The 21,949-nt window shown below is 70.9% G+C and carries 21 protein-coding genes; 7 read left to right on the forward strand and 14 right to left on the reverse strand.

Going from position 1 to position 21,949, the window contains the following annotated elements:
- Window positions 1-160 precede the first annotated feature (160 nt).
- Window positions 161-1,243, reverse strand: a complete 1,083-nt coding sequence (locus tag CLT68_RS24175; protein WP_099854274.1) for a substrate-binding domain-containing protein — start codon at window positions 1,241-1,243, stop codon at window positions 161-163.
- Between the two features lie 95 nt (window positions 1,244-1,338).
- Between CLT68_RS24175 and CLT68_RS24180 the strand changes: the two genes are divergently transcribed.
- The gene (locus tag CLT68_RS24180) at window positions 1,339-1,797 is read left to right on the forward strand and encodes a MarR family winged helix-turn-helix transcriptional regulator (protein ID WP_099854276.1); all 459 of its coding nucleotides are present in this window, start codon (window positions 1,339-1,341) and stop codon (window positions 1,795-1,797) included.
- Window positions 1,798-1,803: 6 nt separating this feature from the next.
- On the opposite strand, the gene CLT68_RS24185 is transcribed toward CLT68_RS24180, so the two are convergent.
- The 7 genes from CLT68_RS24185 to CLT68_RS24215 all read right to left on the reverse strand — a co-directional run bounded on the left by CLT68_RS24185 (window position 1,804) and on the right by CLT68_RS24215 (window position 6,859).
- Window positions 1,804-2,178, reverse strand: a complete 375-nt coding sequence (locus CLT68_RS24185) for a cupin domain-containing protein (RefSeq protein ID WP_099854278.1) — start codon at window positions 2,176-2,178, stop codon at window positions 1,804-1,806.
- A gap of 142 nt (window positions 2,179-2,320) precedes the next feature.
- The gene (locus tag CLT68_RS24190) at window positions 2,321-3,037 is read right to left on the reverse strand and encodes an urease accessory protein UreD (protein ID WP_099854280.1); all 717 of its coding nucleotides are present in this window, start codon (window positions 3,035-3,037) and stop codon (window positions 2,321-2,323) included.
- On the reverse strand, window positions 3,037-3,819 hold the full coding sequence (gene ureG / locus CLT68_RS24195) for an urease accessory protein UreG (protein ID WP_099854282.1): 783 nt from the start codon (window positions 3,817-3,819) through the stop codon (window positions 3,037-3,039). The genes CLT68_RS24190 and ureG overlap by 1 nt, the downstream gene beginning before the upstream one ends.
- Window positions 3,809-4,525, reverse strand: coding sequence for an urease accessory UreF family protein (locus CLT68_RS24200; RefSeq protein ID WP_099854284.1), 717 nt, complete (start codon window positions 4,523-4,525; stop codon window positions 3,809-3,811). The genes ureG and CLT68_RS24200 overlap by 11 nt, the downstream gene beginning before the upstream one ends.
- Complete coding sequence (locus CLT68_RS24205; protein ID WP_099854286.1) at window positions 4,525-6,228, reverse strand: urease subunit alpha; 1,704 nt, start codon at window positions 6,226-6,228, stop codon at window positions 4,525-4,527. Before CLT68_RS24205 ends, CLT68_RS24200 begins: the two co-directional genes overlap by 1 nt.
- Window positions 6,225-6,560, reverse strand: coding sequence for an urease subunit beta (locus tag CLT68_RS24210; RefSeq protein ID WP_099854288.1), 336 nt, complete (start codon window positions 6,558-6,560; stop codon window positions 6,225-6,227). Before CLT68_RS24210 ends, CLT68_RS24205 begins: the two co-directional genes overlap by 4 nt.
- A complete protein-coding gene (locus CLT68_RS24215; RefSeq protein ID WP_088948581.1) occupies window positions 6,557-6,859 on the reverse strand; it encodes an urease subunit gamma in 303 nt (100 codons plus the stop codon). Before CLT68_RS24215 ends, CLT68_RS24210 begins: the two co-directional genes overlap by 4 nt.
- A 326-nt stretch (window positions 6,860-7,185) precedes the next feature.
- Here CLT68_RS24215 and CLT68_RS24225 point away from each other — a divergent pair, with 326 nt between their 5' ends.
- From CLT68_RS24225 to CLT68_RS24235, 3 genes are all read left to right on the forward strand, one after another.
- A complete protein-coding gene (locus tag CLT68_RS24225; RefSeq protein WP_099854292.1) occupies window positions 7,186-7,590 on the forward strand; it encodes a hypothetical protein in 405 nt (134 codons plus the stop codon).
- A 339-nt stretch (window positions 7,591-7,929) separates the two neighbouring features.
- A complete protein-coding gene (locus CLT68_RS24230; protein WP_099854294.1) occupies window positions 7,930-9,054 on the forward strand; it encodes a polysaccharide biosynthesis C-terminal domain-containing protein in 1,125 nt (374 codons plus the stop codon).
- Between the two features lie 86 nt (window positions 9,055-9,140).
- A complete protein-coding gene (locus CLT68_RS24235; protein ID WP_088948590.1) occupies window positions 9,141-10,157 on the forward strand; it encodes a methyltransferase in 1,017 nt (338 codons plus the stop codon).
- Between the two features lie 89 nt (window positions 10,158-10,246).
- Here the strand turns inward: CLT68_RS24235 and CLT68_RS24240 are convergent, their stop codons facing one another.
- Window positions 10,247-11,098, reverse strand: a complete 852-nt coding sequence (locus CLT68_RS24240; RefSeq protein WP_099854296.1) for an alpha/beta fold hydrolase — start codon at window positions 11,096-11,098, stop codon at window positions 10,247-10,249.
- A gap of 167 nt (window positions 11,099-11,265) precedes the next feature.
- Here CLT68_RS24240 and CLT68_RS24245 point away from each other — a divergent pair, with 167 nt between their 5' ends.
- A complete protein-coding gene (locus tag CLT68_RS24245; protein ID WP_099854298.1) occupies window positions 11,266-11,586 on the forward strand; it encodes a hypothetical protein in 321 nt (106 codons plus the stop codon).
- Entirely contained in the window at window positions 11,580-11,867 is a 288-nt protein-coding gene (locus CLT68_RS24250) for a hypothetical protein (protein ID WP_486482297.1), read from the forward strand. Before CLT68_RS24245 ends, CLT68_RS24250 begins: the two co-directional genes overlap by 7 nt.
- Window positions 11,868-12,214: 347 nt before the next feature.
- Here CLT68_RS24250 and CLT68_RS24255 read toward each other — a convergent pair whose 3' ends face one another.
- The 3 genes from CLT68_RS24255 to CLT68_RS24265 form a co-directional block, all read right to left on the reverse strand.
- Window positions 12,215-14,602 (reverse strand): galactose-binding domain-containing protein, encoded by a 2,388-nt coding sequence (locus CLT68_RS24255; protein ID WP_099857570.1) that lies wholly within the window; start codon window positions 14,600-14,602, stop codon window positions 12,215-12,217.
- A gap of 124 nt (window positions 14,603-14,726) precedes the next feature.
- Window positions 14,727-15,779, reverse strand: a complete 1,053-nt coding sequence (locus CLT68_RS24260) for an NAD-dependent epimerase/dehydratase family protein (RefSeq protein WP_158240920.1) — start codon at window positions 15,777-15,779, stop codon at window positions 14,727-14,729.
- A gap of 245 nt (window positions 15,780-16,024) precedes the next feature.
- On the reverse strand, window positions 16,025-17,899 hold the full coding sequence (locus tag CLT68_RS24265) for an adenylyl cyclase (protein WP_099854303.1): 1,875 nt from the start codon (window positions 17,897-17,899) through the stop codon (window positions 16,025-16,027).
- A gap of 326 nt (window positions 17,900-18,225) precedes the next feature.
- Here CLT68_RS24265 and CLT68_RS24270 point away from each other — a divergent pair, with 326 nt between their 5' ends.
- Complete coding sequence (locus CLT68_RS24270) at window positions 18,226-18,414, forward strand: hypothetical protein (protein ID WP_099854305.1); 189 nt, start codon at window positions 18,226-18,228, stop codon at window positions 18,412-18,414.
- Window positions 18,415-18,562: 148 nt separating this feature from the next.
- Here the strand turns inward: CLT68_RS24270 and CLT68_RS24275 are convergent, their stop codons facing one another.
- Entirely contained in the window at window positions 18,563-19,054 is a 492-nt protein-coding gene (locus CLT68_RS24275; RefSeq protein ID WP_099854307.1) for an alpha/beta fold hydrolase, read from the reverse strand.
- 68 nt (window positions 19,055-19,122) lie between these two features.
- On the reverse strand, window positions 19,123-21,912 hold the full coding sequence (locus CLT68_RS24280) for a hypothetical protein (protein ID WP_143743231.1): 2,790 nt from the start codon (window positions 21,910-21,912) through the stop codon (window positions 19,123-19,125).
- Window positions 21,913-21,949 lie beyond the last annotated feature (37 nt).

Genomic DNA, 21,949 nt, shown 5'->3' on the forward strand with positions numbered 1-21,949 from the left:
ATTTGGTGTCACCACAATGGTCGACGGGCAATTCCGTCGATGGTGGGGACACAGTGGTGACATCTGACCCGAGGCCAGATACTTCACGCAGGAAGCATCTTAGGACGGGATCGGGTGGCGCTGTCAAGGGTCCGGGCGGGCCGGCTGGCGGCCCCTGGTCTCAGAGCTGGGCGAGCACTGTGAAGTCGAGCCCGTCGGCCTCGGCCAGGTAGATGCGCTGACGGACGTGCCGTTGGCGTAGCCGCAACCGTCCGCGTGGCCCCTGGTAGGCCACCGTGTCAGCGGCCGTCTCGATGGCCCGCACGTCGAGGGTGCGGGCCTGGCCGATCAGCGCGGCGAGCAGCATCACGCCCTCGTAGCAGGACTCCCCGAGGCTGCCCAACGGCGGCGCCTCCACCCCGAAGCGACGGACGAACTCGCCGTGGAAGTCGAGGTTCTCCTGGGTGACCAACCCGGCGAAGAAGCCCGCCGTGCTGTACAACCGCCGGGTCGCACCGGCACCGCTGGCGAGCAGCATGTTCTCGTCCATCAGCGTGCTCAGCCGCAGGCACCGCTGATCGAGGCCGGATCGGGCGAACGCCCGGTTGAACCGCACCGCGTCCGCACCGACAAGCAGCATCAGCACCCCGTCGGCGTCACTGTGCTCGATGCGGCGCAGCACCTCGGTGAAGTCGTGCGCGTCCAACGGCAGGAAGTGCAGGCCCACCACCTGCCCACCACCGCGCAACGCGTACCGCTGGGCCGCCCGCGCGGTTCGGCGTGGCCACACGTAGTCGTTGCCGACCACGAACCAGCGACGCACCCCCTGCTCTTCCGCGAGCAGCCGCATCGCGGGCCACAGTTGGGCATCCGGCGTCTCGCTGGTCAGGAAGACCCCCTCGGTGCGTTCACCGCCCTCGTAGAGTGCGGTGTAGACGTACGGCACCCGGTGCGCGACGCGTGGCGCCAGCGCCTGGCGCACCGACGAGATGTGCCACCCCGTCACCCCCTGCACCGCCCCCACCGACACCAACGCCTCGACCTCGGCGGCCACCTCGGCCGGCGGTGCGCCGCCGTCGACCGGCACCAGCCGCACCTCCCGGCCCAGCACACCACCACATCGGTTGATCTCCTCGACCGCGAGCTGCGCGCACAGCTCGCAGGTGGGGCCGAACATGCCGGCCGGCCCGCGCATCGGGTAGACCAACGCGATGCTGACCACGGCACGGTCGACGGTCAGCCACGGCGGTGCCGGCGCGGACATGAGCACATGATTGCCCGGCCCGCGACCGAAGGCCAGGACTCACCACGGACCGGGACACTCGCTACCATGACAGGGCCACCGGACCAGGGAGTTCCATGTCAGACGTGCCCGGGGCGCCAGCCGACCTGCTGCGCTCGCTCACCCGCGCCGAACGGCTGCTCTCTCGCCGGCTGGGCGCTGTCCTTGCCGAGGACGCGCTGAGCATCGAGGCATGGCGGGTGCTCTGCCTGCTCGCCGACGGCCAGGGCCACCCGATGAGCGAGGTTTCCGCCGAGGCGTCGCTGCCTCCCGGCACCCTCACCAAACTGGTCGACCAGCTCGTCGACCGTAACCTCGTCTTCCGCCGGATAGACCCGATGGACCGTCGGCGGATCCGCGCCTACCTCACGGCCCGCGGCCGTCGCGAGCACGACCGTCTCGATGAGCGGGTCCGGGCCAACCTCGCCGAGCTGGGCATGCCACAGGTCGACGATCTGACCGTTCAGCTCGCCGACCTGATCGGTCGTCTCGACCCGGCCCGCCGCCGCGTCGACGCGATCGGCCCACACCGCTGACGAGGCTCAGTCGACTCTGGTGAGAAGTGGCTTGCCCTTCTCCACGACGTACGTGGCCAGTTCGACGGCGACGCCGTCGCCGACGTTGCGGGCCTGGTGGTGGACGCCGTACGGCACGGTCAGCGCGTCTCCGACGTTGCACACCATCGGCGACTGACCATCGAGCGTGTACTCCAGAGACCCCTGGAGCACGCAGATGATCTCTTCGCCCGGGTGGAAGTGCTTGAACGGCGGCGAGTCCGGTGTGAACTCCACCCGACTCTGGACGACCTCACGTCCCGGGATGCTGAGGTCGTGCTTCTGGAGATCGACACGCCACAGCCCCGGCGCCGCCTCCACCGCCGTCGGACTGATGCCCTCGGGCCGATCTTTCGCACTCATCACGGCCTCCTGTGAGCCGTCGCGGAACGGCAGTCGCCCCGGTTGGCATGGCCTTCCGAGGATATGGTCCGCAGACCCGTCCCGGGCCGGGATGGGCGAACACGAGAGCCGACGACGTGCCGGGGTCGAGTGGGCGCTCGCGTCACACGGTGAGGTGGGCGCGCAGGGTGTGCGCGTCGGGAGCGGTGGCGGTCCACAGTGTCGCGGGCCCCCCGGCCAGCGGCAGTCGGGCGACGGTCCCGTCGACCGCGGCCGGTTCGGCGGGCCGCGACGGGTCGACCACCAGCAGCGAGCCGGTGGCCGGTGCGCCGCCGAGCACGGCGGGGCCGGCCCAGCCGGGTGCGCGCGGCCCCACCGCCAGGGACTGGCGCAGCAGCGGCCGGCCCGCGTAGTCGACCTGCGTGTGCACGACGGCACCGCCCGGCGCCTCGCCGTACCGGCCACAGATCAGCTCGTCGCGCCAGCGCAGGCTCGCCCCGGCGGCCACCGCGACGCGGGACTCGGCGAGGTGCGCGCAGCCGGCCGCCGCGACCAGTTGTTCGGGGAGCCAGTGCAGCGTGGCACCGGCGTGCACCACCGCCGACACCGCCATCCGGGACACCGCGCCCGGCCGTCCCGGCAGGGCGATCGACGCCGCCACCGTGTGCACCCGCACCGCGGCGCTCGGTCCCACTTCGATCTCCAACCGCAGGTCGTCGCCGGCCAGCGGGCCGGCCGCCCCGCCGACGAGGTGCACCGTGGCGACACCACCGTCGGCCGGGGTCTGGCGCAGCAGGAGCGGCGTCTCGCCGTGCAGCTCGACCAGGACCGTGCCACCCCGGCCGTCGGCCCGGGCGACCAGCCGGGCGAGCGCCCGCATCAGACCGGTCCGGCCGGTACGGCGAGCGGGTGCAGGGCCGCGTGGTGGGCCAGCTCGTGCCGGATCCAGTCGGCGACCCGGCTCGCCGTCGGGTCTCCCACAATGGACAGGAAGAGGGTCGGAAGGTCGCCGCGCCGAGCCCGCGCGTCACGGTCCATCACGGCGAGGTCCGCGCCCACCATCGACGCCAGGTCGGTCTTGTTGATCACGAGGAGGTCGGCGGCGGTGACCCCCGGGCCGCCCTTGCGGGGCACCTTGTCCCCGCCCGCCACGTCGACCACGAAGATCTGCCGGTCGACCAGGCCCCGGCTGAAGGTCGCGGTCAGGTTGTCTCCTCCGCTCTCCACGAGGACCAGGTCCAACGGGCCGACCGCCTCGGCCAGTTCATCGACGGCGTCCAGATTGGCGCCGATGTCGTCGCGGATCGCGGTGTGCGGGCAGCAGCCGGTCTCCACCGCCCGGATCCGGGCCGGGTCCAGCACTCCGGCCCGCCGCAGGAAGTCGGCGTCCTCGGTGGTGTAGATGTCGTTGGTCACCACGCCGAGCCGCAACTCGTCGGCGAAGGCTCGGCAGAGCGCGGCCACCAGGGCCGTCTTGCCGGACCCGACCGGGCCGCCGATGCCGACCCGCAGGGCACGACCGGCGCGGGCCAGTGGAGGGTGCGGGTCGACCCCCGGCTCGGGATGGGTGTGCGGGACGGTCTCGTCGTGCGGCGGGGCGGTCGGTGGTGGCGTGGTCGGGTCGACGGGCGCAGCGCTCGGCACAACAGTCTCAGGACGCAAAGAGACGCACCTCCCAGGTGGCATGGATTTCGGCATGGATGTCGGCGAGTGGAGCGGCGGCGGCGGGCAGCCGCTCCGGTGGGCCGTCGGCGGTGCGGGCCGCGTCGGCAGCAGTGCCGTCGCAGGCGTCGGCCAGGCCGACCAGCAGGGCCTGGACCTGGTAAGGGTCGAGGCCGAGCAGGCGTACGCCAGCGCTGGCCGCCCCGGTCACCGTCCCGTAGGCGGCGACAGTGGCGGTGTCGAGACGGGACAACCCCGCCGCGGCGCAGAGCAGCCCGAGCACCAGCGGCTGGTGTGCGCCGCCGGGCGTCGTGGGCAGATCGCCGAACGGAGCGTCCGGCCAGATGGCCCGCCCGGCCCGCAGCAGCGCTCGGCCCTGCCTGCGGGAGATCGTCCGCAACGTCGGCGCCGCGGTACGCGCGTCCAGCTCCACGTCGAGCTGGGCCAGCGTGGTTGCCAGCGTGGCGGTCCCGGCAGATTCGCCCGCGCCGACGGTCCCGGGCATCGCGGCCCGGTGTGCGGCCGCCGCGAACGCCGCACCGACCAGCCCAGCGGTCGCCAACCGTCCGGCCAGGAACGCCTCCAACGAGGCCAGGTCGGTGACCCGGCCGGCGGCGACGGCCGCCTCCAGACCGCCGGAGTGCGCGTGCGCCCCGGCCGGGAAGCGTCCGTCGGCCAACAGCAACAGCAGGCTCGGCATGGCCATCAGAACAGGAAGTACCGCTGGGCCATGGGCAGCCGGGTCACCGGGTCCGGTTCGACCACCACACCGTCGATCCGCACCGTGAAGGTGTCCGGGTCCACCTCGATGCGCGGCATCGCGTTGTTCTCCGGCAGGTCGGCCTTGCCCCGCGACCGCACGTCGCTCACCGGCACCACCCGGCGGCGCACGTCCAGCCGAAGCCCGGCGTCCAGGGCCGCCGGGGCCACGAACGCCAGACTGGTGGCGGCCGCCGCGGCACCGTACGCCCCGAACATCGGCCGCGGCAGCATCGGCTGCGGCGTCGGGATCGAGGCGTTCGCGTCACCCATCTGGGCGTACGCGATCATGCCGCCCTTGAGCACCAGGTGCGGTCGTACGCCGAAGAACGCCGGGTCCCAGAGCACCAGGTCGGCGAGCTTGCCGGGTTCGACCGAGCCGACCTCGTGCTCCAGCCCGTTGGCCATCGCCGCGCAGATGGTGTACTTCGCCACGTACCGTCGGGCCCGGTGGTTGTCGGCGGCCCCGTCGCCCGGCAGCGCGCCCACCCGCTCCTTCATCACGTGCGCGCTCTGCCAGGTCCGCAGGATCACCTCGCCGACCCGGCCCATCGCCTGCGCGTCGGAGCCGATGATGGAGATCGCTCCAAGGTCGTGCAGCAGGTCCTCGGCGGCCATCGTGGACGGTCGGATCCGGCTCTCGGCGAAGGCCAGGTCCTCCGGCACGGACGGGTTGAGATGGTGGCAGACCATCAACATGTCCAGGTGCTCGGCGAGGGTGTTGGCGGTGTACGGGCGGGTCGGGTTGGTCGACGACGGCAGCACGTTCGGTTCACTGGCCACAGTGATGATGTCCGGTGCGTGCCCGCCGCCGGCACCCTCGGTGTGGTACGAGTGGATGGCCCGCCCGCCGATCGCGCGCAGGGTGTCGGCGACGAAACCAGCCTCGTTGAGCGTGTCGGTGTGGATCGACACCTGGACCCCGGACTGGTCGGCCACCCGCAGGCAGGCGTCGATCGCCGCCGGTGTGGTGCCCCAGTCCTCGTGCAGCTTGAAACCGCCCGCACCGGCGCGCAACTGTTCCCAGAGTGCCTCGCTGGAGACGGTGTTGCCCTTGCCGAGCAGCAGCACGTTGACCGGCATGGTGTCCAGCGCCTCGTGCATCCGGGCCAGGTGCCAGCCGTTCGGGGTGACAGTGGTCGCCCGGGTTCCCTCGGCCGGGCCGGTGCCGCCACCCACCAACGTGGTGACGCCGCTGGCCAGGGCCTCGGTGACGATCTGCGGGCAGATGAAGTGCACGTGGGTGTCGACCGCGCCGGCGGTGAGGATCCGCCCGTTGCCGGCGATCACCTCGGTGGACGGGCCGATGACCAGGTCGGGGTGGACGCCGGGCATGGTGTCCGGGTTGCCGGCCCGGCCGAGCGCCACGATGCGCCCGTCGCGCAGCCCCACGTCGGCCTTGACCACTCCCCAGTGGTCGAGCACCACGGCGCCGGTGATGACCGTGTCCAGTGCCCCCTCGGCGCGGCTGGCCCGCGACTGCCCCATCGACTCGCGGATCACCTTCCCGCCGCCGAAGACCGCCTCGTCACCACCGACGCAGTGGTCGATCTCCACCTCGATGAGCAGGTTGGTGTCGGCCAGCCGGATCCGGTCGCCGGTCGTCGGCCCGTACAGGTCGATGTAGCGGTCCCGCCGCACGGCGCTCACTCCGGTGACCCGTCGGCCGTCGGCGGGTCCAGTGGGCCCGCACACGCGCCACGCAGCCCCGGCACGACGCGCGCGCCGCCGAACGGGACGAGGTCGACGCTGCGGCTGATGCCCGGCTCGAACCGGACCGAGGTGCCCGCCGGCACGGCGAGCCGCTGCCCCCAGGCGACGTCCCGGTCGAACGCCAGGGCCGGGTTGGCCTCGGCGAAGTGGTAGTGCGAGCCCACCTGCACCGGCCGGTCGGCGGTGTTGACCACGAGCAGCGTGGTCACCGGGCGGCCCGCGTTGATCTCGACCGGGCCGGTTGCCGGCAGGATCTCCCCAGGGATCACGGGATCGGGTGGTGCACCGTCACGAGCTTGGTGCCGTCCGGGAAGGTCGCCTCCACCTGCACCTCCCTCAGCAGCTCGGGGATGCCGTCCTGGACGTCGTCGCGGCCCAGCACGCTCCGGCCGGCCGACATCAGGTCGACGACGGACCGGCCGTCGCGGGCCCCTTCGAGCAGGAACGCGGTGATCACCGCGACGGCTTCGGGATAGTTGAGGCGCAGGCCGCGCTCGCGGCGGGCGCGGGCGACATCGGCCGCGACGTGGACGAGCAGGCGGTCCTGCTCGTGCGGGCTGAGAAACACGGGCTTCTCCCGGTGGGGTGGGCGTGCCCGGCTCGCCGTCGGCCCCGCAGGGGGCCGCGCGCCGGGCAGCAGACACCCGGGGTACGAGCTGGAGTCACACGACCGCCGAGTCCCCGCCGGCGGGGCGACCCGGGACTCCACCATCCCGGCCCGCGTGACGGGCAACCGGCGGTGTCTCGGTCGGATGCGGACCGCACCGCCCACCGCTGAGCCGACCGTAGAGGATCACCACCGGCCGGGGCAACAGTCGATCCGGGTTCGCGCCGGCCCACTTCTGGGTGCCGGTGCTCATTCCCCTCGCGTACGACCCAGGGCATGATCGCCGGATGACGGCGACAAGGGGTACCCGCGCACTGCTCGGTGTTCTGTTCCTGGCGGCGGCCACGGTCGGGACGTGGCTGCTCTGGCTGGGCTGGGACACCGACTACACGGTCGATGCGGAGACCGGCGCGAGCAGCGGCCCGTACGAGGCGTGGCAGGTGGTCGGCTGCGTGCTGACGCTCGTCCTGCTGGCCGCGCTCGCCGCCACGCGACTCAGCCCGTGGCTGGTGGCGACGGTGATGACGGTCGCCTTCACGGCGGCGTGGGGGTGGCGGGCCGCGTCCACCGACGACACCGGCCTGTGGGCCGTCGGGGCGGTGCTGGTGCTGGTCGGGATGGCGGCCGGCAGCACGGCCGTGAGTCTCGTCGCGCGGCGGGTCGGCCAGCGGAGCGCCGGCCGACCCGTCTAGCCGCAGGTCGGCCCGTCAGCGGGCCACGCCGAGCGCCGTCGCTGCCTGGTGGCTTCTGCACCGTCTGGTCTCGTTTGGAGTGTTCGGCGGAGCTCGTATCCGCGCTTCCTGCCCTTCGTTGACCCTTGTGTCGCATCCGGTGGGGCTTTCGCCCGCCAGCGGAGATCGGCGTCCGCGCGGCATTGTGCAGCACTACGTCCGGGCTGGCGGGTAACGAACGGGAGAACCAATGAGGGCGACTACCGCGTGCCGCCGAGTGGTGATCACCGGCGGGACCCGATGCCTCGCGCGGACCACGGCTCGACGACTGCTCGTCCAGGTACGTGATGAGGTGCTCGTGTGCTGAGCCTGGCCGTCACCGGCGCCGGTGGCTTCCTCGGCTGGCACGTGCGGGTCCTGCTGCATGCGCTCGGCTGGCCCGAGCCGATCGTGCTGACCCGCTCCGACCTCACCGACCCCGCAGTGGTCGCCCGCAAGGTAGCCAGAGCGGACCGGGTGCTGCACCTGGCCGGGGTCAACCGTGGCGACCCCGCCGACGTGGCCGCTGGCAATGTCCAGCTCGCCGCCCAGCTTGCCAAGGGTCTGCTGGCCTGCCCGAACCCGCCCGGCGGGCTGGTCTTCGCCAACTCCGTGCAGGCTGGCAACGGCACCCCGTACGGCGACGCCAAGGCCACCGCCGCCGACATCCTCGCGGACACCGGCGTGCCCCTGGACGACCTGCTGCTGCCCAACCTGTACGGCGAACACGGAAGGCCCTGGTACAACTCGGTGGTCGCCACCTTCTGCCGGTTGCTCGCCGAGAGCGGCCGGCCAGAGGTGCACGCGGACCGCGAGATGGACCTGGTGCATGTCACCGACGCGGCGGCCCGGCTGATCGGGGTGGCGACGGGCGGCCCCTGGGACCCCGAGATGCCGGCCCTACGGGTCGGGGTCCGCGATCTCGCCGACCAGCTTGCCTCGTACGCCGGCATCTATCGCACCGGCGAGATCCCGCCGTTGCGCGACCGGCACGACGTGCGGCTGTTCAACACCTACCGGTCGCACTGCTTCCCAGCGCACTACCCGCTCGCCCTGCCCACCCGGGCGGACGCCCGGGGCGCCCTGGTCGAGGCCGTGAAGACGCACGGAGGAGCGGGGCAGACGTTCTGGTCCACCACCCGGCCGGGCGCCACCCGGGGCGAGCACTTCCACCTGGCCAAGGTGGAGCGGTTCGCGGTGCTGCGTGGCACCGCCGAGATCAGCCTGCGCCGGATCGGCGACACCGAGGTCGTCCGGTTCCTAGCCAGTGGCGACGAACCGGTCGTGATCGACATGCCGACCATGTGGGCGCATAACATCACCAACACCGGCCCGGACGAGCTGCTCACCCTCTTCTGGACCAATGAGCTGTTCGACCCGGATCGGCCCGATACTTGGCCGGAGCCGGTTGGTGACGAACACCGGGTGCCGGCCGAGGTCCGATAAGTGACCCGTGGGAGTGCGAGAGTGCGGGCCTGACCGTCGACCGACTGCCCATCGTGGACGGAGCCGATCTGTGGTCTCATGACGGCATGATCACTCCGACTCCCCTCATGCGTCTGGTGGCCGGTGTGTGGGGGTTCAAGACCCTCGCGGCCGGCGTCGAACTCGGTCTGTTCACCCGGCTCGCCGGGGGTCGGACGATGACCGTCGAGCAGGCCGCCGCCGAGTTCGGGCTGCCCGACCGGCCCGCGGACCTGTTGCTGGCCGCCAGTGCCTCGCTCGGCCTGCTGGAGAAGGCCGGCGACGGTTACCGCAACTCCGAGTTGGCCGAGCAGTTCCTGGTCGAGGGTCGCCCGTACTACTTCGGTGCGCAGATCCGTTACTCCGACCTGCGCACCTACCTGCCCTGGCACCGCATCGGCGAGGCCCTGCGCACGGATCGGCCGTTGACCTGGGACCCGGAGGCACAGCAGTCGATGTTCGACACCGCCGACCCGGAGATGCTGACGCAGTTCTGGGACGCGATGTTCTCCACGTCCAGCTTCACCGCCGCCGCGTTGGCCGACGCGTACGACTTCTCCGCGCACCGCCGCCTGCTCGACGTCGGGGGCGGGGCCGGGGCGTTCCCGATCGAGTTCTGCCGCCGCCTGCCCGAGTTGCGGGCCACCGTCCTGGATCTGCCGCACGTCTGCGTACGGGCACGGGAGCGGATCGCGGAGGCCGGCCTGACCGAGCGGATCGACGCGGTGGGCGGCGACTTCCTCGCCGACCCGGCGCTGCCGGACGGGCACGACGTCATCCTGCTCAGCATGATCCTGCACGACTGGGACGAGCCGACGAACCGGGCGCTGCTGGCCCGGTGCCACGCGGCGCTGCCGCCCGGCGGGGCGATCGTCGTCTGCGAACTCCTGCTCAACGACGAGCGGACCGGCCCGCCGGAGGCCGCGCTGATGGGGATGAACATGCTGGTCGAGACCGAGGGTGGCCGCAACTACTCGGGCGCCGAGTACGCCGCCTGGCTCACCGATGCCGGTTTCGTCGACGTGCGTACCGTGCCGTTCGACGCCCCCGGTGCCAACGGCGCTGTGGTGGCCCGGCGGGCCTGACCGACGACGACACCCGGCCCCGGTGCGAACCGTGGGCCGGGTGTCGCGGCGCCTCACGGCGCTGGCGTCCGATCGGCTACCGGTACGGGTCAGGCGCGAGCCTTGGCCGGCTGCTTCATGAAGTCCATGATCGCCTTGTTGACCTCGTCAGCGTGGGTCCACGGGATGCCGTGCGGCGCGCCCTTGAGCGTGATGAGCTGGCCGGTCGGCATCATCGGCCCGAGCCGCTGACCGGTCACCGGGTAGGGCAGCACCCGGTCCTGGTCACCCTGCACGATCAGCACCGGAATGTCGATCTTCGGCAGGTCCGGACGGAAGTCCTCCTGCCAGGCGTCCACGCTGTCGTGGGTGGCCTTGCCGGACGCCATCGCGCCGATCTGCCAGTGCGCCCGGTACGCCTCCTCGCTGACCCGCTTGCCCATGTTCTGATCCGGGTTGAAGAACGCGTCACAGAAGGACGTCAGGTACGCGAAGCGGTCCTTGATGATGGCGTCCTGGAAGCCCTTGAAGAGGCTCCGATCGACGCCCTCAGGATTGTCGTTGGCCTTGGCCAGCATCGGTTGCAGCGGGCTGAGCAGCACTGCCCGGCTCACCCGGCGCGAGCCGTAGTTGCCCAGGTAGCGGACCACCTCGCCGGTGCCCATCGAGTGACCGATCAGGGTCACCTCGTTGAGGTCCAGCTCGGACGTCAACACGTCCAGGTCCGCCGCGAACGTGTTGTAGTCGTACCCGAAGGTCGGCTGGGCGGAGTTGCCGTTACCGCGTCGATCGTAGGTGATCGTCCGGTATCCGGCGTTGAGCAGCTGGGTGGTCACCTTCTCCCAGGTCGCCCCGTTGAACGGGAAGCCGTGGATCAGCACCACCGGCTTACCGGAACCGTGGTCCTCGTAGTACAGGTCGATGGGCGCGGAGTTTTCCGTTCCCACGGTGATGAAAGGCATGTTTGTCTCCTGCTCCGGTATCGGGCTGTCGGACGTCAGCGCGCTTTCCCGCCGGGTCGGCGGATATGCCGGCCGCCGAAAGCACAGCAACCCCTGCAGCCATCGACAGATATCGACGCTCTCGATAGGGTCGAAGGTAGGAAAGTTTCGGCGTACGGGAGGTGGGCATGCCCCGACGAATCCGCACCACCGTCGCCGCGTTGGCCCTCGGGTCAGCAACGGCCGCACTGAGTGCCACACCGGCCCACGCCGACCCGGTGGTGCCCCGGCACGCCGTCGTGGTGTGCCAGAGCGCCAGCTTCTACGCCAACTACGACTCCGCCGGCGGCCCGACCGGCCTCAAGCGCACCCTCGCCTACGGCAACAAGATCGGTCACACGCCGGGCGCGCACCCGGTCTACAACGGGTGGGCGGCATCGTTCGACTTCGGCCCCAACGACTGGGGCTACCTGCGCGCCGAGTGCATCGGCGGGTACGACTCATGGTGATCAGACGTCGCGCCCTCGCCGGCCTGCTTGCAGGGATCGTCGCCGCCACCGTGGCCCTGCCGTCCCCCGCGCAGGCCGCCAACGGCACCATCGGGGAACGGGAGACGGTGTGCGCGAGCGACCTGTTCGTCCGCACCCAGCCCGTCGGCGCCTGGATGGGCACCCTCTACCAGGGTCAGACGTTCCTGGTCGAAGGCCCCCGCAGCGGTGGCTACGTCTACGGCTTCGCCTTCGGGCACATCAACCGCCGCGGCTGGGTGCAGGACGGCTGGTTCTGCTGACCCCCTGCCCGTCGGTTGACCCTGCCCGCCGGCCTGACCCATGCCCGGCGGGCTGACCCTGCAAGCGGCGGCACGCGCGGCGTCGGACCGCCGAGATCAACACGGGTTTGCTGAAATCGGGGTGTCCCCGCGACCTGGATACCCCGACTTCAAGGAACCCGAGTCGATCATCGCCGTCGTCCCGACAGGCGGAAGGCTTAGGCCGAATGCTGGACAGGCCGCCCGGCCAGACGACAGCACCGCCCCACATTCGACGGCGGGACTGCGGACTCGTTCACTGAGGACCCGAGCCGGGCGACACGAGCGGACGACCGCCGCTCCCCCGGCGGTCGCCCCTGCTCGTCGGCTCAGCTCTGGTAGACCTCCAGGGTCGACAGTTGCCCGGCCGGCCAGCCGGTGTTGCCGGTGACCGTGATGCGCACGTACCCGGTCTGCGCGGCGGTGAAGGTGATGCTCACCTGGTTGCCGGTGGCCGGGTTGAAGGTCCGCCCGACCGAGCCGGCCAGTGTGCTGAAGCTGCCGCCGTCGGTGCTGCCCTGCACGGCCAGGGTCTGCGTGCGGCTGGCCCAGGCGGTGGCCGGGGGCAGCTTGAGCACCACCCGCCCGACCGTGCGCGTCGCACCGAGGTCGACCTGGACCCACTGCGGGAACGCGTTGTTCGCGCTCTCCCAGTAGCTGTTCGGGTCGCCGTCGACCACGTTGCCCGACCCGCAACTCTGGACGTGGCTGCTCTCGCTGGTGGATCGGCCCCGGGCGAGGTCCGCGTTGGTCGGGGCGTCCGTGGTCACGGTGACCGTGTTTGACGCGCTGGAGGTGTTGCCGGCGGCGTCGCGCGCCGTGACCGTGAAGGTGTACGCGGTGGACGGGTTGAGCCCGCTCACGGTTGCCGTGGTGCCCGTGACGGTGGCGACGACAGTGCCGCCCTGGCGCACCTGGTAACCGGTCACGCCGGTGTCGTCGGTCGACGCCGTCCACGCCAGCGACACGCTGGTCGACGTCTTGCCGGTGACCGTCAGGCCGCTCGGCGCGGTCGGCGGGTTGTCCGGCGTGGTGGTTCCCGCGTACACCTCGACCTGGGCGAGTTGGGCGGCCGGCCAGCCGGTGTTGCCGCCGACGCTGATGCGGACGTAGCGGGCGGTCGTGGTCGGCAGCGTGCGGGTGACGGTGTTGCCGGTCGCCGGGTCGAAGGCGAACCCGGCGGCCGGGGTGATGGTGGCGAAGGAGCTGCCGTCGACGCTGCCCTGCACGGTGATGGTCTGGGTACGCGCGCCCCATCCGGCGGGCAGCCGCAGCACCAGTCGATTGACCTCGTGACTGGCGCCGAGGTCGACCTGCCACCAGTGTGGGAAGGCGCCGCCGCTGCTCTCCCAGTAGCTGCCGACGTTCGAGTCCACCGCGTTCGACGCCGGGAACCCGCCAGCCTGGCTGCTCGCCGAGGTGGGCCGGCCGGCGGCCAGGTTCCCGCCGGTCGGTGGCGGCGTGCCGAGCATCGGTGGCGTGGGACGGACCGCGGTGAGCGCCAGCTGCCCCTTGAGCATCCGGCCGCCGTCGGCCGTGATCCGCAGGTAGTAGTCGGAGGAGCAGGCCACGCCGTCCTCGTCCAGGGCGCGGATGTTCGCGCCGGCCGGGGCGGTGGCCTGGGTCTCGGAGGTCTTCGCGATCTGGTTGCCCTCGTTGTACTCGTCGTACATGGACACGTAGAGACCCTGGGACCCGAGTCGGACCATGTTGTAGATGTGCCGCCAGTAGAAGTCGCCATGCTTGCGGTGACCACCGGCGAGGTCCCCGGGCATCACGCAGGGCAGGTAGTCGATGCCGCGTGCCGCGCAGTCGGCCATGTCGCCGACGTTGACGTTGTTGTAGTAGGAGTCGAGTTCCTCCACGGTCCTGGCCCGGTAGACCATCCACGGCGAGATCGCGTTGAACGCGTGGTAGACGTCGAGGAAGCCCGGACGGGAGTCCTCGATGCCCTGCCGCCACCAGGTGGGCACGCCACCGATGACGTAGCAGCCCTGCGCCTTGAACCAGTTGATGACCTCCAGGCAGGGCCCGGGGGTGAACGGTCGGCTGGGCTCGCTGAAACCGAAGCCCCAGATGCACACGACCGGCTTGCCGTTCTGCCGGGCGTACGCGGAGGACGCGACGTGCGGCGACATCTTCGTCGTCCAGTCGGTCTTGATGTCCGACTGGAAGGTCAACCAGTCGGTGACGTCGTACATGATGTAGAACTTGCGGCCGTAGCGCTCGGCGGCGGAGCGGACCTTCTGCGTCATCGCGTCGCGGGTCGGCCCCTCGTCGCCCGTCGGGTTGAACCGCTGCAACGCGGCGGTGTCGCAGCCATACTCCTGCATCCACCGGAAGTGGGTGTCCACCGTCTGCTGGTCGTAGGAGGAGAACAGGGTGGCCGGCTGGCCGTTGCCCAGGTTGGGGTACGCGGTGGGATAGGTGCGCGTGTACTCGCGCATGTCCGGCCAGGACACGATGGTGGTGTTGGCGGGCGAGGGCGGCTGGAAACGGTCGCGGCTCCAGTGCCACCAACCGCCGATCGGCGCCGAGTCACCGGGGGCGCTGAACCAGCCCTGGTAGCCGACAGTCACCTTGCCGACCACGTCCCCGGGAGGACTGGCGGCGGAGGCGGGGCTGGCCAGGGTGGTGAGCAGCTCGGTGCTGGAGGCGGCGGCGAGGGCGGACCCCGCCATCACGGACGTGACGAACCTGCGGCGGGAGACCGCCATGACGACCACTCCTTCGGGACGGAAGGCATTGACGGCCATCGTGGCAGCAGTGGATGCCGACCCGCAAGAGTTAGACTGATCGATGGAATTCCAGATCAGATGACGGGAATTTCACGTTGGGTCATCAGTGGATCAGGGCCTGGTCCAGGGCGCGTACCGGGGACAGGATCCGGCTGCCGGCCTGCCAACGGCGGGCGTCGCGCACCGTCATCCGTACGCCCTCGGTGAAGCCGAGCTTCGGCCGCCAACCGAGCAGCTCGCGCGCCTTCCTGGTGTCCAGCGCCATGTTGCGCACCTCGCCCGGCCAGGGCAACGGCTCGTAGCGGGCCGTGTTGTCGACACCGGACGCCTCCCGGACGGTGTCGTACACGTCGTTGATGCTCGTCTGCCGGCCGGAACCGATGTTGACCATCCCCACCCCGCTGTGGTGGCAGGCGACGGCCACCGCCTCTGCGACGTCGCTGACGTGGATGAAGTCCCGGGTCTGCGTGCCGTCGTCGTAGATCACCGCCTGGCGGTCACCGAGCAGGGCATCCACCATCAGGGACACGACGCCGTAGTCGCCGCCCTCCTGCCGGGACCCGAAGACATTGCCGAAGACCATCGACGTGTACGACAGGCCGTGCTGGCGTCCGTACCAGTCGAGATAGTGCACGCCGGCGGCCTTGCTGATGCCGTACGGGTCCACCGGTGCGATCGGGTGGTCCTCGCGGACCGGCAGGTCGTGGGCGGGGACGCTGCCGAAGATGGCGCTGCCGGCCGCATTGACCACCAGTCGTACGCCGCTGCGGGCGCACGCGTCCAACACGTTGGCGGTGCCGAAGACGTTCACGTCGGCGTCGTACAGCGGTGAGCGGCGACCCACCGGAGCGTTCGCCTGCGCGGCGAGGTGCACCACGACGTCCGGCCGCCACTGGTGGATGACCTCGACACCCTCCGGCGTACGGATGTCACCGGAGACGACGTCCGCATCGGTCAGACCGCCGCACACGGCGTCCGCCAGATTCTCGAGCCGGCCGGTGGAGAAGTTGTCGAGCACCCGGACCTGGCTGCCCATCAGCATCAGCCGGGCGACCACGTGGCTTCCGATGAAGCCGGCACCTCCCGTGACAAGAACACGCCGGGGCGTCAGGTCGGTCGCCGGGTCGACCCCGACGGTAGTAACTGGCAGGTCCACCTGGAACTCCTTGGACGACAGAGCCTGTCGGCCCGCTTCGCACACCAAGACGGCCAGGCACGACAGTAACCCACCAAATAACCACGAAAGAGACTTTTCGCCTAATGCAGCGGAGCGGACATGAGGGTTCGTCGCGGCCACGGTCGGCCGGCAGCGTTCCCGCGCGGATTGGATCCGTTGACCGTTCCACAGCCGACGGGGCCGGAGCCATGCCGGCTCCGGCCCCGTCGGTACACCCGAGACCCTTACGAAGTCGGGTACTGCGCGAGGTAGACCGGCGCGCCGACCTTGGTCATGTCGGCCGCGTCGCCGACGCCGTTGACCACGTGGTCGATCGTGCCGGCACTGAGGTTGACGGTCATGACGTGGTGCAGCTTCACGCCCGGCCGGTTCGGCACCTCGAAGCCGTTCTCGGTGTGGATCGACGGGTTGTTCTGGTTGAAGACGTACACCCCGCCGCCGTGCAGGGTGTGGTGACGCACCCGGTCACCGACCTTGTACCCGGCCCAGCCCTCGACCGCGCCGTTCATCCAGTCGGCCTGCGTCGGCGGGTCGTACGGCAGCTCGTTCTGGTAAAGAATCGTGGTGCCGTGCTCGCCGTTCCAGACCGTGTTGTAGCGCTGGAAGTGCTCGACGAACAGACCGGTCGCGGTCACGTGGTCGCCGTTGATGACGGCGCCGTAGCGACCGGTGTTGGTGCGCCAGCGGTCGGTGTCACCGTTGACGCCCTCGGTGAAGCCCTCGACACCGTGGTCACCGCGCCAGACCCAGGTGTGGTCGATGAGCACGTTGTCGCTGTTGACCTCCAGCGCGGTGTTCGTCCGGCCGATGTGCGGGCCGCCGACCCGGAAGTACACGTCGGACAGCGTGGTCGGGTTGTGCGGGCTGCTCGCGTTGTGGCCGTGCTGGCGGCCCACCCGCAGCAGGACCGGCGACTCTACGAGACCGGCGTCGATCGTGACACCGGCGACGATCACGCCGGGGACACCGGCGACGTCGAGCGGGATGGCGCCGTTCACCGCGGTGAGCGTCGCGTGGCCGATTCCGAGCACCACGGTGCCGGGCCGCCGCACCTCGATGCTACGGGCGATGTCGTACGTGCCGGGGGTGAGCAGCAGGTGCTTCCCGCGCGCGAGTTGGGCGTTGATGACGCGTACCGGGTCGGACGGCTTGGCGACGAAGAAGTCGTCGATCCCGATCGTGCGTCCCGGCGTCAAGCCGTCGGCCCAGGAGACTCCCCGACTGTCGCGCTGCGCGGCGGGAACCCGCACGTTGTAGCGACCCTTGCCGTCGACGAAGAGGTACGGCTTCTCCCGGCTCAGCGGGGTGGTCTCCAGGGTGGTGTACGGCGGGTCGGGGAACGTGGCGTCGTCCGGCGCGCCCTCGACGCCCGCGAAGACCTGGTTCCACACCGCGTTGGACCAGCTGCCGACCTCACTGTTGCGGGTCAGCCACTGCTGTTGCGAGCCGTTGGTGGTGGCCGGCAGCCGCGAGTCGGCGATGAAGCCGCCGCTGGCGAACTGCGGGCCCGCCGTGCAGTAGTCCATCAGCGACAGACCACCGCCGTTGATGTTCAACCGGCGCATCGACACCGCCTGGGACACCGCCCAGAAGTTCGCCGTCGACCGGCAGTCGTCCTGACCGGAGGCGTTGATGGTGAGCGACAGGTTGGAAAGGGTGCGCCAGAAGTTGACCAGCGCGAGGCAGTTGCCGGTGCCGCCGTCGGCCAGGCAGCGGTTGTAGACCTCGAGCTTGCCGTTCACCGTGACGTCGGTGGGCGAGGCGCCCAGACCGGACACCTCGGTGTAGTAGCCGACCTTGGCCTGCAACGGCTGCTCGGCCGTGCCGTACGTGCCCGGCTTGAACAGGTAGGCGTGCCGCTCGGTGCCCATCTCGTTGTCGACCTGCCGGGCGTGGGCCGCGTCCAGGGTCTGCTGGATCTCGGCGACCGGCATGCCCGGGTCGAAGATCGTCACGTTGGGGCCGAAGTCCGGTGCGCCGTGCGTCGGGCGGCCGGCGGTGGCCGCCGTGCTGGTCATCGTGGTGGCGGTGGTCAACACCAGAGCGAGCAGGAGGGTACGACCGGATTTCCGGCGCACGTCTCGGGACGGGGTTGTCATGTGGTTCGTCCTCTCCGCTGACCGGGCGTACTACCGGCGCAGCTGGGGGCGGTGAGAGCGCTCTCTGACCCTTGCCGCCGGAGGTTGGGCCAGGCCGCAAGGGGTTGAGATGTTTCTACCCGTTAATGCGCTCGCACGCCACGACCAGGGGTGGCGAAACTTCACGCCGAGCCCCGACGCGAGCCCCTCTTCCCGCGATCTTGTATCTTCTGCGGCCGTTATGCGGCTTCGAGCCTTATGGCACTAGACAAAGCGCAAGATCGACGAGTTGGTCGGAGCGAGGGACGTTTCACGGACTCATGGGCGTGACTGCTATACAGATCGCCATGACGCGTGATCGGATCGTCGCGGGGCTGTTGCTGGTCATCGCACTGCTCAGCCTGGCCGCCTCGAAGGCCGCCCCGTTCCTGGACGACGCCCCGACGGCGGCACGGACGGCGATCGTGATCCTCGGCGTGGTGTGCAGCCTCGGCGGCGTCTGGCTGTGGCTCCGACAAACCCCCGAACAGCAGTGACCCCTCCCGCCCCCACCCCTCCCGCCCTCACCCCAACCGCTCCGTCGATCATGGAGTTGCGGTGGTGTACGAAACGGCCTTTGGCTGTCAAAACTGGCACCACAAGTCCATGATCGACGCTGAGCGGGGCGGCGCGACTGTTTTCGGATTAGGCGGCCTCGGTCAGGAACTCGTCGATCATTGGGGCCAGCCAGTCGGCGCGCTGTGGGATCGACGTGTGCGTCGTGCCGGGCAGGATGGCCAGACGGCAGGCCGGCAGACCGGTGAGGTCGCCGGGCACCCCACCGCCGAGCAGCCGGAACATGTGCACCGCGTGCTCGGGTTGGACGATGTCCGCGTCGGCCAGCACGATCATGGTGGGCGCGCCCAGGCTCCAACCGAACACGTCCGCCCGTACGACGCCCAGACGGTCGAGCAGCTCGACCACGTCGGCGGCGAAGTGCTCCACGGTCAGCGGACGGGCCACGTCCGGGGTGTGGACGTGGGCCTGCAACTCCACGGCGGTCACCCGCCGGGATTTCGCCAGGACCGGCAGGACCGTGCCGAACGAGGTTCCGATGCCGGCGAGCGCCCCGTGGATCAGCACCAGCGGGCGGCCCTCGTCGTTGCCGTGTGTCTCGTGGTAGATGTCCCTGCCCACACGGTGCGCCGGCGCGCTTACGGTCCGCTGTCGATCCCCTTGTCGAGGCTGGACGGCGGCTGCCGTACTTAGGCAGCCGGGTTGAGTTCGGTACCCGCCTGCAGCTGGATGAGGTCGGTCGGGGTGACCACCTCCCACGGCTCGCCGACGGTGACCTCCTCGCCGGGCCGGTCGAGGGCATCGCTGATCAGATCGTCGATCGGCGGGTAGGGGTTGTGTCCGCCGCGCCACGGCCGCGGGGTCAGCGCCGGAACTTCCGACGTGGCGAGGTACCGGCCGATGACGTGCTCGTACCCGGCGCGCACCGGCACCATCACCCGGGCCGCGCCGGCCTGCAGGAACACCTGGTGCAGCGGGTCGGAGCTGGTCCGGGTTCGCAGTGTGGCCCAGCGGTCCCGACCGGCCCACTGGTACGAGTAGCACAGGTAGCTGATCTTGTCCCACTCGAACAGGTCTTCGCAGAACTGGATGTGGTCGGCCTCGGCGATGAGCTCCAGCCGGTCGATCCGCGGCGCCTCGTCGGCCGGGAAGTCGAGCGAGCCGTACAGGTCGAACTCCTGGCCGGTCAGCAGGGACTGGCAGGCGCGCTTCAACTCCAACTGCTCGACCAGCCGCAGGGCCGAAGCCGGCTGGTCGGCCCGGTAGGCGTTCCGGGCCTGCCGGCGAGCCTGGTCGTTGTCGTAGGCGGTGCGCTGGGCGAGGTACCCGGCCCGGATCGCCTCCCAGGCGCGCAGCTGCCACGCGGTGTACGAGGCGGTGGTGCGCTCGCAGCGCACCCGCACCACGACGGTGAGGCCGCCGCGCTGGTCGGCGCTGATCCCGATCGGTACCGGCCCGGGGATCACGTGGTCGAGCGGGACGACGTGCTCGCCGTCGTCGGTGTCGTTGTCGACGATCCGGTCCTCGCCGATGGCGATCTGCACGGCCTGCGGCGGGCTGCCCTCCTCGGCGCTGTACTCGCCCTCCTCCAGCGACCAGGTGACCGTCACGTACGCCTCGGTGGCCGCGTACCCGGCCGGCACGGCGACCTCACCGGTGTACGAGGTGTACCCCCACTCCGGCTGCGACTTGTCGGTGGAATTCTTGCTGTACTCGAACGGCCGGGCGGCCGGGTCGAGGAACGTGGCGGTCGCGAAGATCTCGAAGTCCGGCGGCGGCTCGACGCCGAAGATGTCCCAGCGGGCGGCCTTGTCGGCGTAGTTGTCGTCGTGGAGATCACCCACCTCCAGGAACCAGGCCGGCGGCTCCGGTACGGCGCCCAGGCTGCTGGTCTGCTCCGCCTGCTCGGCGAGCCAAACCAGGGTGCCGGCCGGCTCCGGAACGATGAACTCCAGGATCAGCCGCTCGCCGTAGTTGTACACCTGCGCCTGGTCGACCTTGTTCAGCCACCGGTAGATCCCGGCGATGTTGGTCGCGCCGTCGGCGTTGTCGAACCGGTGCTCGTTGGTCTCGGTGACCCGGGTTCTGCTGGTGGTGGTGCGGCGCTGCGAGGTCTCGGTGCGCAGCAGCTCCGAGGCGCTCTCGGCGAGCGTCTTGGCGTACGAGACGGCCGAACTCATGCTGGTCTCGGTGGTGTTGGAGCGGTCGGCGTTGACCTCGATACCGGCCTGGATCGGCCCGAACCCGCCGGAGACGCTGACCCCGAGCGAGGTCGAGGTCTGCTGGGTCGCCGCCGTCTGCAGCGCCCGATCCAGGCTGTTCTGCTCGGTGGACTCCAGCTCCTCGGTGGACTCGGCGATCGTCTGGCTGGCGGTGGTGACGGTCTCCTTGGTGCTGGCGTCGACCGTGTGCACCCGCCCCCGGACCTCGCTGGCCAGCACGTTTTCGACGTGCGAGATGTCGGCCGCCTCATAGCGCAGGTGCGTCGTGCGGATCAGCATGAGGTCGCCGCGGCCGGCGACGCGGGCGTACGCGTCGAACACTGGCACCCGCGACGGCAGGTAGGGGACGGTGTTGCCGTTGCCGGGAATCGGGTTGCCTGGGCTCGAGTCGACGTCCGGGATGCCGGTGGCGGTCCGGGCCGAAGCGCGGCGGCGGGCGTCGTCGCGCTCGGCGTCGAAGACCCGCTGCAGCCCGCGCAGCGTGGTGGCGGCTGGCGCGCCCAGCTCGTCGGCGGCCTGCGCGGTGGCCTCGACTGCCGCGCCGAGGTCGGGGAAGCCGTCGGCCTGCAGGTCCCGCAGCGTCGGGTTGGGCCGGCCGGTCACCCGGGCGCGGGCCAGCAGCCGCTGCGCGGTACCGCCGAGTTCGGCAAACCGGTCGGCGCGCTCGGCGTTCGGGTCGGCCGGCCGCTGCGGCGACGCCGGAGGATCGGGCAGCACCAGGTCCCGCCCGCCGAGCAGGGCGCGCACCAGGCACGCCTCCTGCGCCGCCGAGCGGGCCAGCCGCAGCAGCGTCACGCCACGCAGTACCCGGACCAGCGTGTCGGCCAAGGGCTGCTTGCGAAGCCGTAGGAATCGGCCGAGCACGAGCGCGTCGACGGCCCAGGCGGTCAGCCGGGCGACCGCGGTGCGCAGCTGCTCCCCGCCGATGTCCCGCTGGGCCGCCCAGCCGGTGAGGGCCTCCCGCAGCTGCCCGACGGTGAGGCGGGCGTCGACTCCGGCGCGGCGCAGCAGCAGCAGGGCGAGCCGGCCGGTCTCGTCCAGCAGCTCGTCGTGCTGCGCCAGCAGTGCCTTGAAGAGCTGCTGGGCGGCGTCGCGGTCACCGGAGGTGATCGCGTCCCGGACCGGCCCGCTCCAGTCGTCGCGGAAGTCGACGAGCGGACCGGTGGTCTTCGGGCCGGTGGTGCAGGCGTCCTCGTCCGGCCCGCCGACGCGGCGTAGCTGGACGAAACGCACTGTGGCTTGTGCCGGTGTGGTCATCGGATCGTCCTCTCCACCCGGCGGGGTGGTCCCGCCG

Source organism: Micromonospora sp. CNZ299, from assembly GCF_002754415.1.